At 68.2% G+C, this 12,700-nt stretch carries 11 protein-coding genes; 4 read left to right on the forward strand and 7 right to left on the reverse strand.

Annotated features, from left to right (window positions below; genetic code table 11):
- Positions 1-123: 123 nt before the first annotated feature.
- The 5 genes from A5728_RS00980 to A5728_RS01000 all read right to left on the reverse strand — a co-directional run bounded on the left by A5728_RS00980 (position 124) and on the right by A5728_RS01000 (position 4,905).
- On the reverse strand, positions 124-483 hold the full coding sequence (locus A5728_RS00980; RefSeq protein WP_035962032.1) for a metal-sulfur cluster assembly factor: 360 nt from the start codon (positions 481-483) through the stop codon (positions 124-126).
- 31 nt (positions 484-514) lie between these two features.
- The gene (gene sufC, locus A5728_RS00985; protein WP_064845264.1) at positions 515-1,279 is read right to left on the reverse strand and encodes a Fe-S cluster assembly ATPase SufC; all 765 of its coding nucleotides are present in this window, start codon (positions 1,277-1,279) and stop codon (positions 515-517) included.
- A 98-nt stretch (positions 1,280-1,377) separates the two neighbouring features.
- Entirely contained in the window at positions 1,378-2,670 is a 1,293-nt protein-coding gene (sufD, locus tag A5728_RS00990; protein WP_064845265.1) for a Fe-S cluster assembly protein SufD, read from the reverse strand.
- A gap of 1 nt (position 2,671) precedes the next feature.
- Positions 2,672-4,147: a Fe-S cluster assembly protein SufB gene (gene sufB / locus A5728_RS00995; protein ID WP_064845266.1), complete on the reverse strand. Its 1,476-nt coding sequence runs from the start codon at positions 4,145-4,147 to the stop codon at positions 2,672-2,674.
- Entirely contained in the window at positions 4,144-4,905 is a 762-nt protein-coding gene (locus A5728_RS01000) for a metalloregulator ArsR/SmtB family transcription factor (protein ID WP_064845268.1), read from the reverse strand. The genes sufB and A5728_RS01000 overlap by 4 nt, the downstream gene beginning before the upstream one ends.
- Positions 4,906-5,139: 234 nt before the next feature.
- Here A5728_RS01000 and A5728_RS01005 point away from each other — a divergent pair, with 234 nt between their 5' ends.
- From A5728_RS01005 to A5728_RS01015, 3 genes are all read left to right on the forward strand, one after another.
- Entirely contained in the window at positions 5,140-6,138 is a 999-nt protein-coding gene (locus A5728_RS01005; RefSeq protein WP_064845269.1) for an ABC transporter ATP-binding protein, read from the forward strand.
- On the forward strand, positions 6,135-6,935 hold the full coding sequence (locus tag A5728_RS01010; protein ID WP_231885420.1) for an ABC transporter permease: 801 nt from the start codon (positions 6,135-6,137) through the stop codon (positions 6,933-6,935). The genes A5728_RS01005 and A5728_RS01010 overlap by 4 nt, the downstream gene beginning before the upstream one ends.
- A 95-nt stretch (positions 6,936-7,030) precedes the next feature.
- Positions 7,031-8,056 (forward strand): heme A synthase, encoded by a 1,026-nt coding sequence (locus A5728_RS01015; protein ID WP_064845271.1) that lies wholly within the window; start codon positions 7,031-7,033, stop codon positions 8,054-8,056.
- Between the two features lie 16 nt (positions 8,057-8,072).
- Here the strand turns inward: A5728_RS01015 and A5728_RS01020 are convergent, their stop codons facing one another.
- Both A5728_RS01020 and A5728_RS01025 read right to left on the reverse strand, forming a co-directional pair.
- Complete coding sequence (locus tag A5728_RS01020; protein WP_064845272.1) at positions 8,073-8,996, reverse strand: dihydrodipicolinate synthase family protein; 924 nt, start codon at positions 8,994-8,996, stop codon at positions 8,073-8,075.
- A gap of 174 nt (positions 8,997-9,170) precedes the next feature.
- Positions 9,171-10,067: a heme o synthase gene (locus A5728_RS01025; RefSeq protein ID WP_064845276.1), complete on the reverse strand. Its 897-nt coding sequence runs from the start codon at positions 10,065-10,067 to the stop codon at positions 9,171-9,173.
- Between the two features lie 421 nt (positions 10,068-10,488).
- On the opposite strand from A5728_RS01025, the gene tkt reads away from it, so the two are divergent.
- On the forward strand, positions 10,489-12,600 hold the full coding sequence (gene tkt, locus A5728_RS01030) for a transketolase (protein WP_064845273.1): 2,112 nt from the start codon (positions 10,489-10,491) through the stop codon (positions 12,598-12,600).
- Positions 12,601-12,700 lie beyond the last annotated feature (100 nt).

Consider the following 12,700-nt stretch of genomic DNA (forward strand, 5'->3'; position numbering starts at 1 on the left):
CGGGGGGGGGGCCCCCCGGAGGGGGGGGGGGGGGGGGGGCGCCCGCGGTCGCGGGGGGGGGGGGGGGGGGGGGGGGGGGGGGGGGGGGGTGGCCCCCCCCCCCCCCCCACGACACGCATCGACTCAGATGTTGAAGCCCAGGGCCCGCATCTGATCGCGTCCGTCCTCCGTGATCCGCTCGGGACCCCACGGGGGCATCCAGATCCAGTTCACGTGCCACTCGTCCACGGTGGGGGCCAGGTTCTGGGCGACCTGTTCCTCGATCACGTCCTGCAGCGGGCACGCGGCCGTGGTGAGCGTCATGTCCAGACGCAGGGAATCGTCATCCTGGTAGGCCAGCCCGTAGAGCAGCCCCAGGTCCACGATGTTGACACCCAGCTCGGGGTCGATCACGTTTTTCAACAGATCCGTGATCTCGGCAAGCGACGCCTGGCCATTGGGACCGGGGGTCTCCGCCGTGACGGTCTCGGTGGAATCGCTCATCGCGACCTCCTCTGAAGTGGTGTGCGGGGACTTACTTGGCGGGGGCCCGCACGTAGCGGTCGTAGCCCTCGTTCTCGAGCTGGTCGGCGAGCTCGGGACCACCCTGGTCCACCACGCGCCCGTCCGAGAACACGTGCACGAACTGCGGCTTGATGTAGCGCAGGATCCGCGTGTAGTGGGTGATGAGCATGATGCCCGTGTTGTCCTCCTGCAGGGCGCGGTTGACACCCTCGGAGACGATCTTCAGGGCGTCCACGTCCAGACCGGAGTCGGTCTCGTCCAGCAGCGCGATCTTGGGCTTGAGGATCTCGAGTTGCAGGATCTCGTGACGCTTCTTCTCACCACCGGAGAAGCCCTCGTTCACGTTGCGCTGCAACATGTCGTTGTCGATCTTTAGCTTGTCCATGGCGGTGCGCACGTCCTTGGTCCACGTACGCAGGGACGGGGCCTCGCCCTCGATCGCCGTCTTGGCCGAACGCAGGAAGTTGGAGGTGGTCACACCCGGGATCTCCACGGGGTACTGCATGGCCAGGAAGAGCCCGGCGCGGGCACGCTCGTCCACGGACATCTCCAGCACGTCCTGACCGTCCAGGGTCACGGAACCGGAGTCCACCTGGTACTTGGGGTGACCGGCGATCGTGGAGGCGAGCGTGGACTTCCCGGAACCGTTGGGGCCCATGATCGCGTGCACCTCACCGGAATTGATGGTCAGGTTCACGCCCTTGAGGATGGGCTTGGTGGTCTCGTCGTCCAGGATGACGGACGCGTGGAGGTCCTTGATCTCCAGAGTTGACATGAAGCAATTCTCCTAGTGTTCGTGCGCACCCGATCGGTTCGCGAGCCGGATGCGGGAAGGTCGTGGATGGGAACTGCCGCGGCGCGTGGGCCGGGCGCTCAGTTCTCGGTGCGGGCCAGCTCGTCCTCGAGGGACGCGCGCAGCTGTTCCTCGAGGGACTCGACGCCCACCTGCTGGATGATCTCGAACAGGAACCCGCGCACCACGAGGCGCCGCGCGTCCTGCTCGGGGATCCCGCGGGACATCAGGTAGTACAGGTGCTCGTCGTCCAGCTGACCCGTGGTCGAGGCGTGACCGGCGCCGGCGATCAGGCCGGTCTCGATCTCGAGGTTCGGCACGGAGTCCATGCGGGGGCCGTCGTTGAGGATCAGGTTGCGGTTGAGCTCGTAGGTGTCCGTGCCCTCCGCTTCCGCGCGGATCAGCACGTCGCCGATCCACACGCCGTGGGCGTTCTCGCCCTGCAGCGCGGACTTGTAGGTCACGCGGGAACGGCACCGGGGCACGGAGTGGTCCACGAACAACCGGGATTCCAGGTGCTGGCCGTCGTCCACGAACGTGAGACCGTACATCTCCACGTCACCACCGGGAGCGGTGAAGCGGGTGGACGGAGTGACCCGCACGAGGTCCCCACCGAGGCTCACGAGCACGTGCTTGAAGGTCGCGTCGCGGCCCAGGCTCGCTTGCTGCGAAGAGGCGTGCACGGAGTCGTCGTCCCATTCCTGGAGCGAGACGACCGTGAGGTTGGCACCGTCCGCGACCGAGAACTCCACGTTCTGGGACAGAACGGCGGAGCCCACGTGGCGCAGCACCACGAGCGCGCGGGAGTTCGTCCCGGCCTCGATCACGATGTGCTGGGCTGCGGGCTCGGCCGACTCACCCGTGATCGTGACGATGACCGGCTCGGTGACCTGCGCGTCGCGCGGGACGCTGAGCACGGTGGCCTCGCGGAAGTTGGACCACGCGTTGGCGGAGACCCGGTCCTCGGGGATGCCCACCGAGCCGATGCGGGAGTCCTCGCGGGAGACCGTGGTGAGCTCCACGCCATCGCCACCGGAGACCGACACGGCCGGGGCGGGCCCGTCCAGGGCGGAGTCGTCGAGTCCGCGCAGGCGCTTGATCGGGGTGAATCGCCAGTCCTCGAGCTTGGTGCTCAGCGGCGGGAAGTCCGCGACGTCGTAGGAGGTGAAACGACCCGCGCGCGAGGAATCCGGGACACCGGAGATGTCACCGTGCTCCGTGTGCCTGATCTCGGGCTCACCGGCCTGGTTACGACCCTCCTGGAGGGTCTCGCCCTCCTGGCTCATCCCGGGAATCGCCACGCGGTCCTCACCGGTGGGGACCCCGTTCACCTGTTCGGTGGTGTCCTGGGCGGTCTGATCAGTGGTGGACATATCAGCCAACGGATCCTTCCATTTGCAGTTCGATGAGACGGTTCAGCTCGAGCGCGTACTCCATGGGCAGCTCGCGGGCGATCGGCTCCACGAAGCCGCGCACGATCATGGCCATGGCCTCGTCCTCGGGCAGACCGCGCTGCATGAGGTAGAACAGCTGCTCCTCGGAGACCCGGGAGACCGTGGCCTCGTGACCCATGGTGACGTCGTCCTCGCGGATGTCCACGTACGGGTAGGTGTCCGAGCGGGAGATCGTGTCCACGAGCAGGGCGTCGCACACCACGTTGGACTTGGAGTGCTTGGCGCCCTCGCGCACCTGCACCAGACCGCGGTACGCGGAACGACCGCCGTTACGGGCCACGGACTTGGACACGATCGACGAGGACGTGTTCGGGGCGATGTGCACCATCTTGGAGCCGGTGTCCTGATGCTGGCCCTCACCCGCGAACGCGATCGACAGCGTCTCACCGCGGGCGTGCTCACCGGTCATGTAGACCGCGGGGTACTTCTGGGTGACCTTGGAGCCGATGTTGCCGTCCACCCATTCCATGGTGGCGCCCTCGTGGGCGATCGCGCGCTTGGTCACCAGGTTGTACACGTTGTTCGACCAGTTCTGGATGGTCGTGTAGCGCACCCGGGCGTTCTTCTTGCAGATGATCTCCACCACGGCGGAGTGCAACGAATCCGTCTTGTAGATCGGCGCGGTGCAACCCTCGATGTAGTGGACGTAGGAGTCCTCGTCCGCGATGATCAGCGTGCGCTCGAACTGGCCCATGTTCTCCGTGTTGATGCGGAAGTAGGCCTGCAGCGGGATGTCCACGTGCACGCCCTTGGGCACGTACACGAACGACCCGCCGGACCACACGGCCGTGTTCAGTGCGGCGAACTTGTTGTCGCCCACCGGGATCACGGTGCCGAAGTACTCCTCGAAGAACTCGGGGTGCTCCTTCAGCGCGGTGTCCGTGTCCATGAAGATCACGCCCTGGCGCTCCAGGTCCTCGCGGATCTGGTGGTACACGACCTCGGACTCGTACTGCGCGGCCACACCGGCCACCAGACGGTTGCGCTCCGCCTCGGGGATGCCGAGCCTTTCGTACGTGTTGCGGATGTCATCGGGCAGCTCCTCCCAGGAGCCGGCCTGCTGCTCGGTGGAGCGCACGAAGTACTTGATGTTGTCGAAGTCGATCCCGGACAGGTCCGCACCCCACGTGGGCATGGGCTTGCGGTCGAAGAACTTCAGACCCTTGAGCCGCAGCTGGGTCATCCAGTCCGGTTCGCTCTTCTTGGCCGAGATGTCCCGGACCACTTCTTCGTTGACGCCGCGGCGCGCGGAGGCACCGGCGTCGTTCTTGTCGGCCCAGCCGTACTGGTACTGACCGATCCCCTCGAGCTCCGGGTTCATCTCCAGGATCTCGGAAATCGTGGTGTCACCTGACGTGTTGCCCGCGGTCTCCGCGGGCACAATGCGCTCGGTCATGACAACCCTCCCTGTCGTGCGGTTGTGTGGTTGGTGGAATTCGAGTGACCCGCAGTGCGCAGTTGCAGCGGGACGTGTGTGGTGCAGACGTGGGCGCCGGCCGCCATGGTGGACAGCCTGCGGACGTCCACGTCCAACAGTTCGGAGATCAGTGCGGTTTCCTGTTCGCAGAACTCGGGGTACTCGCTCGCGATGTCCTGGATGGGGCAGTGGCCTTGGCACAGTTGCGCCGAGCGCAGCGTAACGCCCTTGGGTCCCCGCGGGGTCACGGTGGTGTGCGAGGCCACGAAGCCGTCGCGGCTCATGGCCGCGGTCAGGGCGTTGAGGCGGTCGTCGACGTCGGGCCCGGCCGCCTCGACCTGCGGGCGGTAGCGTTCGCGCATGCGCTCGATCTGCTCGGCGACGAACGCTTGCACGAGCTTCTCACCGCCCACGCGCTGCATGGTCTCCAGCGCACGGTGTGCGAGTCCGAGGTAGTCGTGGCCAAGCTGTTCGTGGCCTCCGGGGGCGACGACGTAGCGCCGGGCCGGGCGCCCCGCGCCCGATTGCGCGCTGCGCAGGGCGGAGACCTCGATGAACTGTTCGGCCTCGAGCGCGTCCAGATGGCGCCGGACGGCGGCGGGGGTCAACCCCAGGTCCTTGGCGATCTGGGCGGCGGAGATGGGACCGTGGGCGAGCACCAACGAGAGCACCCGGGAACGGGTGGTGTCATCCTGGTCCGTGCGGACCGCACCGCGGTCCGTGGCAGGTGAACTCATGCTCGGTACAACATCCTTCGAGTGATGACGGTTGGCTCGGGGCGCGGCGTCCGCGTCGATCCCACCGGGTGAGCGCCATGCAGCGTAAAAACCCTCGTGGTGGGACACGCAATACATAACGAGGGTATGTCCTAATCCATTCCCGGCCAAACGGCTCCGATAGGGGAACCGGGGCCTAAGACCCTTCGGCGAACCCTCCAGCCAGTACCGGGACGGACGTTCTAGACTATCCGGGTGCAGATCCACCCCGACCCCGCTCCCACGTCCCCGGCGACCGCGACCGACACCGGTCCCGCCCTGCACATCGAGAACCTCGTGAAGACCTTCGAGGGCCGGGGTGAGCCCGTCCGGGCCGTGCGCGGGCTGAGCCTGGCCGCGGAGCACGGGAAAATCACCGCCCTGCTCGGGGCCAACGGGGCCGGCAAGACCACCACACTGCAGTGCGCCCAGGGGCTGCAGCGCCCCACCTCGGGCAGCGTCCGGTTGCTCGGGGAGGACCCGTGGCACGCCTCCCCCGCATTGCGGGCGCGCGTGGGCGTGATGCTCCAGGACGGGGGTCTACCGCCGTCAGTGCGCCCCGGGGAACTGTTGCGCCACGTCAGCCGGCTCTACGCGGACCCCGTGCCCGTGGTCGAACTCGTGGAGCTGCTGGGCATCGAATCGTTCCTGACCACGGGGATCCGGCGCCTGTCCGGCGGGCAGAAGCAACGCGTGGCCCTGGCCGCGGCCCTCGTGGGCCGCCCGGACGTGCTGTTCCTGGACGAACCCTCGGCGGGGTTGGACCCCCGCTCGCGCCACATCGTCTTCGACCTGATCCGGCGCCTGCGGGACAGCGGGGTGTGCATCATCCTGACCACGCACCTCATGGACGACGCCGCCCGCCTGGCCGACTACGTCTACATCGTGGACCGGGGCACGATCGCCGCGCAGGGAACCGTTGCGGAACTGGTCAGCGCCGAACGCCACGCACCGCTCGTGATGAGCATCACGCTCGCCAAGGAGCACGCCGGTCTGCTGCGCGCGGACCCGCCGTGGCGCACCCCGCGGTTCGACGACGTCGAATGGAGCGTCCAGGACCGTACCGTGACGCTAACGGGCCCGCTGGACGCACCACGGATCCGCGAACTGACCGCGTGGGCCACACAGAACGACACCTTGCCGGAGGCGCTGAGCGTGCAACCCCGATCCCTCGAGGACGTCTTCCTGGAAGTCTCCGGGGGGAATGCCCCGTGAGCACCTCGACCCACGAGTCCTCGGTGACCGCAGCGCCGTCGTCCCCCGCCGGGGCCGCGTCCCTGCCCCGGCGCGTGCTCGCTCAGGCGCGCTTCGAGACCATGACCATGATCCGCAACGGCGAACAGTTGCTGCTTCTGCTGATCCTGCCCGTCATGGCACTCGTGGCCCTGACCGTGACCGACCTGTTGGACGGCTACCGCGTGGGGGACGCATCCCGCGTGGACGTGGCCGTGCCCGGGATCCTGGTGCTGTGCGTGATCTCGAGCGCGTTCTCCGGACAGGGGATCCAGACCGGTTTCGACCGTCGCTACGGGGTGCTGCGCTACCTCTCGACCACTCCCCTGGGTCGCGCCGGGCTGATCGCGGGCAAGCTACTGGCCATCCTGGCCGTGCTCGCGGTGCAGTACGCGGTGATTGCGGCCGTGGCCGTGCCCCTGGGCTGGCGGCCGTCCTGGGAGGCCGTGCTGGGGTCCGTTCCCCTGCTGATCCTCGTGGCACTCGCGTTCACCGGGCTCGGCATGCTGATTGCGGGGACCCTGCGCGCCGAGGCGACCCTGGCCGTGCTCAACGTCGTATGGGTCGCGCTCGCGGCCGCCGGCGGCGTCCTCTTCCCGGTGAGCGTGCTGCCCGGGTGGCTCTCGTGGCTCGTGGCGTGGCTGCCGTCCTCCGCGGCCGGTGAGGCGCTGCGGGAATGCTTCCTGATGGGTAGTGTCTCCCCCGTGCCGCTGCTCGTGCTCGCCGCGTGGGCCGTGCTCAGCTGGGCGGCCACGGTCGCCTGGTTCAAGTGGGTGTGAGCTCACCCGCGTGAGCCCGCTGCGCCCAGGGGTTTCCCACGCTGTTCTCGCTACACTGGAGGGGTCCCATCCCCTCTGCCCTTGGATGCTCCGTCATGTCTGATGTCGCCCGCCGCACCGCCACCGATTCGTTCTGGTGGCCCGCCACCGTGACCCCGTGGGTGCGGGGACTCGCGGTCGCATCCCTGCTGACCAACTCGCTGTTAATCCTCACGGGCGGGCTCGTGCGCCTGACGGGTTCCGGGTTGGGCTGCCCCACGTGGCCGCGCTGCACCGCCGACTCGTGGACCAGCACCCAGGAGATGGGCGTGCACGGGCTGATCGAGTTCGGCAACCGCCTGCTGACGTTCGTGCTCACCGTGGTCGCGGTGCTCACGTTCCTCTCGGTGCTCAAACTGCGTCACGAGCACCCCAAGCTCTTCCGCCTGGCGCTGTTCCTGCTGATCGGCATTCCCCTGCAGGCCGTGATCGGCGGCATCACCGTCCACGCGGACCTGCACCCGCTCGTGGTGGGGGTGCACTACCTGATCTCGGCCATCATGATCAGCCTGGCCACTCTGCTCGTGCTCAACACCCGCCGGGACGGGCTGTCGGTGGTCGCATACGAGCAGCGACCGGGGCAATTGCACGGCTCCCGCTCCGCCGCACGCGTGCTGGGGGCGCTGACCGGTGTGCTCACCGCCGTGATCCTCTACCTCGGGACGCTCGTCACGGGCACGGGCCCCCACGCCGGGGACGAGGACAGTGCGCGGCTCACATTCGATTCCGTGATGATCGCCCGGGCGCACGCCATCCCCGTCTACCTCCTGACGTTCACGGTGATCGCGGGCATCGCCCTCACCGTCGTGAAGTCCCTGCCGCGGATCCTGCGTAACGCGTACCTCATCATGGCGGTCGTCATCGTGGCCCAGGCGATGCTGGGGTACTACCAGTACTTCAACGGGGTCCCGGTTCCCGCCGTGGCCCTGCACATGGTGCTCTCGGCCGTGCTGATCTGGGCGGCCACGCGGGTGGTCTCGTTCAGCGTCTACCTCGCACAGGACACCCACGAGTACGCGGCACCCATCGACGAGCCCGCCGACGACGCCGCTCGCGCCACACCCGCGCACACCGTGCGCTGATCGCGAGGCACCGAGCTTATTCTGCGACGAAGGTCGCCGAAGGTGCGGACGAGCGCAGTCGCTCCACGGCGTCCGAGAGCAGCCGCTTGCTGTGGGACGGGATGGGCAGCAGGGGACGGCGGGGAGCGCTCGTTCGAACGCCGCACACCTCCGCCAACGCGTAGAGCACCGACAGGGGCCGTTCCTGACTCATGAGGTGCATGAGGGGATGCAGCGCGGCGCTCCAGGCTGCGGCGTCGTCCGCGCGACCCTCCGCGACGGCGCGGTGGAAGGCCACGAACTCGGGCGCGAGCAACGCCGCCATGCCGCTGTGCCACGCCGCGCTCGGGTACTCGTCCACGATGAGTTGATCGCGGCTCACACCGTGTACGGTGCCCGGTTCGGCCTGCTGCGCGAAGAGCAGCTGGCGGGAGTGGAAGAGCCGACCGGACGCCGCGGTGTCCTTGAACGCGACCACGTTGTCCAGCCACGACAGCTCCGAGGCCAGTTCCACGGGGTAGGTGAACCCGGTGGTGGTCGGGTTGTTGTACAGGCACAACGGCAGGGACATAGCGGAGGCGACCGTCTCCACCTGGTCCGCGATCTCCTGGGATACCAACGGGATGTAACTCACGGGGCTCAACACCAGGCCGTCGGCACCGTTGTTCTCGGCGGAGTACGCGAACTGCATGACCTCCCGCGTGGTGATAGCGGAGATCCCCACGCCCACGGGCGTCCCCGAGCCCGACGCCGCGTCCACGGCCGTGCGGACCACCTGCGCCCGTTCCTGGGGGTCCAGGTAGGCGAACAGACCGGAGGTCCCGAGTACCACGATCCCGGACACTCCGCTGCGCGCGAGCCGCGCGACACTGCGTTCGAGGGAATCCAGGTCCAGCCCGCCACCGGGGAGCAAGGGGGTCACGGGGTAGGCGATCACACCGGAGAAGGTCATCGAGAACATGGACCCATTTTAGGTGACCCTAACCAGCTTTCCAGGACACCCAGCCCGTGCGTGACGTCGAGAACGAAGGGCGGACGGCGTCGTCGTCCGTGGTAACGCCCGGGCGGGATCCCGCACGCTGGAGCGGGCCGGGCGAGACGCAAGCCCGAAGGGCTCCGACGGGAACGGCCCGGGTCAGAAAATGGGCCCACCCAAGAACGGGTCCAGGGCCACGCCCACGAACACGAAGGTGATGTAGGCGATCGAGCCGTGGAACACGTACATGGCCTGCTTGAGCGTGGGCTTGCCGACGCGGGCCAGGCCGTAGAGCTTGTGGCAGTGGTACGTGAACCAGCCGCCGGAGATCAGGGCGATCACACCGTAGACCCACCCGGCGTCACCCACGGGGATCAACAGCAGCGAGCAGATCACGGTGGCCCACGCGTAGAGCACCACCTGGGCGCCCACGGTGCGCGCGGTGTCCACCGCACCGAGCATGGGCACGCCGGCGCGGGAATAGTCCTCCGCGTACTTCATGGACAGCGGCCAGTAGTGCGGCGGGGTCCACAGGAAGATGAACGCGAAGAGCACGAATGCGGGCCACTCAAGGGTCCCGCGCACCGCGGCCCAGCCGATCAGTACGGGCATGCACCCGGCGATCCCGCCCCACACGATGTTCTGCGCGGTGCGGCGTTTGAGCACGATCGAGTAGAACACCGCGTACAGGGCGATGGCCACCACGCCGAGCACACCGCACAAGACGCTGACCCCCAGGGTCAGCCACGCGACGGACACGACCGAAAGCACCCACGCGAAGATCAGGGCCTCACGCTCCCCCACCTCACCGGTCACGAGTGGGCGCTTGGCGGTGCGCCGCATGAGCCGGTCCTCGTTGCGGTCGATGTAACAGTTGAACGCACCCGCCGCACCGGCCGCGAGCGCGCCGCCGATCAGGGTGTTGAGCACGAGCAAGAAATCGGGGACGCCCTGCTGGGCGAAGAACATGGTGGGCACGGTGGCCACGAGGAGCAGTTCGATGATCCGGGGCTTCGTGAGCGCCACGTACGCTTTGAGCTTACGACCCAAGGTCATCCGGCCCTGATACCCCACGGGCTCCACGGTCCCGATGCGGGTCCCGGTCACTCCGTGTCCGTGCGGCGCGTGGGATCCGTGGGATTCCGGGTGCGTCGCGGTGTCAAGGTGATTCACGGAATCAATGCTCCAAAGAACGTGGGTGGCCCGGCCGTGCGCCGGGAGTGCCTGGGGCGGGCGCGCCGCACGCGCACCGATACCCGGTCATCAGTATAGCCGCCGGTCCCGGCCCACGCCGGGGTGATGTCCGGCACGCGCTTGTGCCCGTGGCGCGGGCCGCGGTCGTCCCTGCCACGCGGCGTCCCACCGGACTAAGGTTGATCCCGGAACATGCGTTCCGGGCCGATCGTCGCGGCCGAGTCCGCGGCGGAGTGTTCCGGATCGTGACCGCACAACCCGTCTAGGAAAGGGGCGCGTCACCGTGCCGAACCTCGATCAACCGTTGAACTGGACCGAGAAGGACGCCCGTGCGGTGGACACCGCACGTGTGCTCGCCGCGGACGCCGTGCAGAAGGTGGGCAACGGCCACCCCGGCACCGCCATGTCCCTGGCCCCGGTCGCGTACCTGTTGTTCCAGAAGATCATGCGGCACGACCCCTCCGACGACCGCTGGACCGGGCGTGACCGGTTCATCCTCTCCCCCGGTCACACGTCCCTGACCCTGTACCTGCAGCTGTACTTCTCCGGCTACGGCCTGGAGATGGAGGATCTCGAGTCCCTGCGCACGTGGGGTTCCAAGGTCCCGGGCCACCCCGAGTACCGCCACACCACGGGTGTCGAGATCACCACGGGTCCGCTGGGCCAGGGGCTCGCGTCCTCCGTGGGTTTCGCGTACGCGCAGCGCTACACGCGCGGTCTGTTCGACGCCGACGCCGCTCAGGGCACCTCCCCGTTCGACCACACCGTGTTCGTGATCGCGTCCGACGGTGACCTGCAGGAGGGCATCACCTCCGAGGCGTCGTCGCTGGCGGGCACCCAGGAGCTCGGCAACCTCGTGGTGATCTACGACGACAACAAGATCTCCATCGAGGACGACACCAACGTGGCGTTCAACGAGGACGTCCTCAAGCGCTACGAGGCCTACGGCTGGGACACCACGCGCGTGGACTGGCGCAACGGCGGCGAGTACCAGGAGGACGTGCAGGGGCTGTACGACGCGATCGTCGCGGCCACCAAGGTCACGGACAAGCCCTCGATCATCGCCCTGAACACCATCATCGGCTGGCCCGCCCCCACCAAGCAGAACACCGGTGGCGTGCACGGTTCCGCGCTGGGCGAGGACGAGGTCGCCGCGACCAAGAAGATCCTGGGCTTCGACCCGGAGAAGTCCTTCCAGATCGAGCCCGAGATCTTCGAGCACGTGCGCGAGGTCGGCGAACGCGGCAAGCAGGAGCGCGCGCAGTGGGAGAAGTCCTTCGCCGGCTGGCGTGAGGCCCACCCGGACAAGGCCGCACTGTACGACCGGATCAAGAACGAGGAACTGCCCGAGAACTACGAGGACGCGTTCCCCACGTTCCCGGCGGGCAAGGCCGTGGCCTCCCGCAAGGCCTCCGGTCAGGTCATCAACGCCATCGCGGACACCTTCCCCGAGCTGTGGGGCGGTTCGGCGGACCTCGCGGGGTCGAACAACACCACGATCGACGACGCCAAGTCCTTCATCCCCGAGGCCCGCTCCACGGCCCAGTGGTCCGGTTCCCCGTACGGCCGGGTGCTGCACTTCGGCATCCGTGAGCACGCTGCCGCAGCGATCGTCAATGGCATCGTGATGAGCAGCCAGACGCGCGCCTACTCCGGCACGTTCCTGATCTTCTCGGACTACCAGCGTCCCGCCGTGCGCCTGGGTGCGCTCATGCGCGTGCCCTCGATCTACGTGTGGACGCACGACTCGATCGGCCTGGGTGAGGACGGTCCCACGCACCAGCCCGTGGAGCAGCTCTCCGCGCTGCGCGCGATCCCGGGACTCGACGTCGTGCGCCCCGCGGACGCCAACGAGACCTCCGTGGCGTGGCGAACCATCCTTGAGCACCACGAGCACCCGGCCGGGATCGCCCTCACACGCCAGGACCTGCCCACGTTCGCGCGGGAGGACCTTCACCCGGATCACGACGGCGAGAAGTTCGCCTCCGCCGAGGGCGTGGCCCGCGGTGGATACGTCCTCGCGGACACCGAGGGCGCCCCGGACGTAGTGCTCATCGGCACCGGTTCCGAGGTCCAGCTCGCCGTCGAGGCCCGTGAACAGCTCAAGGCCAAGGGCGTGGCCGCCCGCGTGGTGTCCATGCCGTGTCGCGAGTGGTTCGACGCCCAGGACGAGGACTACCGCAACTCCGTCATCCCATCCGACGTCAAGGCCCGCGTGAGCGTGGAGGCCGGGATCCGGATGTCCTGGAACGACCTGCTGGGCGATGCCGGACGCGCCGTGTCCCTCGAGCACTTCGGCGAGTCCGCCGACTACCAGACCCTGTACCGCGAGTTCGGCATCACCGCCGAGGCCGTGGCCCAGGCCGCCGAGGAGTCCATCGCCGCCGCTCGCTGAACCCCGTCCCACGTCGCCGGCGGCCCGCGCGGGCCCCCCGCCCCGCCCCCGCCCCCTTCGACGTGAAGTGAGGACATCATGACGACTCCCACCCAGAAAC

This window comes from Kocuria sp. ICS0012 (assembly GCF_001665945.1).
Lineage (GTDB): Bacteria > Actinomycetota > Actinomycetes > Actinomycetales > Micrococcaceae > Kocuria > Kocuria marina.

Excerpts from the sequence above, each read along its gene's own strand:
- sufB (WP_064845266.1), bottom strand. The coding sequence starts at position 4,147 with ATGACCGAGCGCATTGTGCCCGCGGAGACCGCGGGCAACACGTCAGGT.
- A5728_RS00980 (WP_035962032.1), bottom strand. The coding sequence starts at position 483 with ATGAGCGATTCCACCGAGACCGTCACGGCGGAGACCCCCGGTCCCAAT.
- sufD (WP_064845265.1), bottom strand. The coding sequence starts at position 2,670 with ATGTCCACCACTGATCAGACCGCCCAGGACACCACCGAACAGGTGAAC.
- A5728_RS01025 (WP_064845276.1), bottom strand. The coding sequence starts at position 10,067 with ATGACCTTGGGTCGTAAGCTCAAAGCGTACGTGGCGCTCACGAAGCCC.
- A5728_RS01020 (WP_064845272.1), bottom strand. The coding sequence starts at position 8,996 with ATGTTCTCGATGACCTTCTCCGGTGTGATCGCCTACCCCGTGACCCCC.
- sufC (WP_064845264.1), bottom strand. The coding sequence starts at position 1,279 with ATGTCAACTCTGGAGATCAAGGACCTCCACGCGTCCGTCATCCTGGAC.
- A5728_RS01015 (WP_064845271.1), top strand. The coding sequence starts at position 7,031 with ATGTCTGATGTCGCCCGCCGCACCGCCACCGATTCGTTCTGGTGGCCC.
- A5728_RS01000 (WP_064845268.1), bottom strand. The coding sequence starts at position 4,905 with ATGAGTTCACCTGCCACGGACCGCGGTGCGGTCCGCACGGACCAGGAT.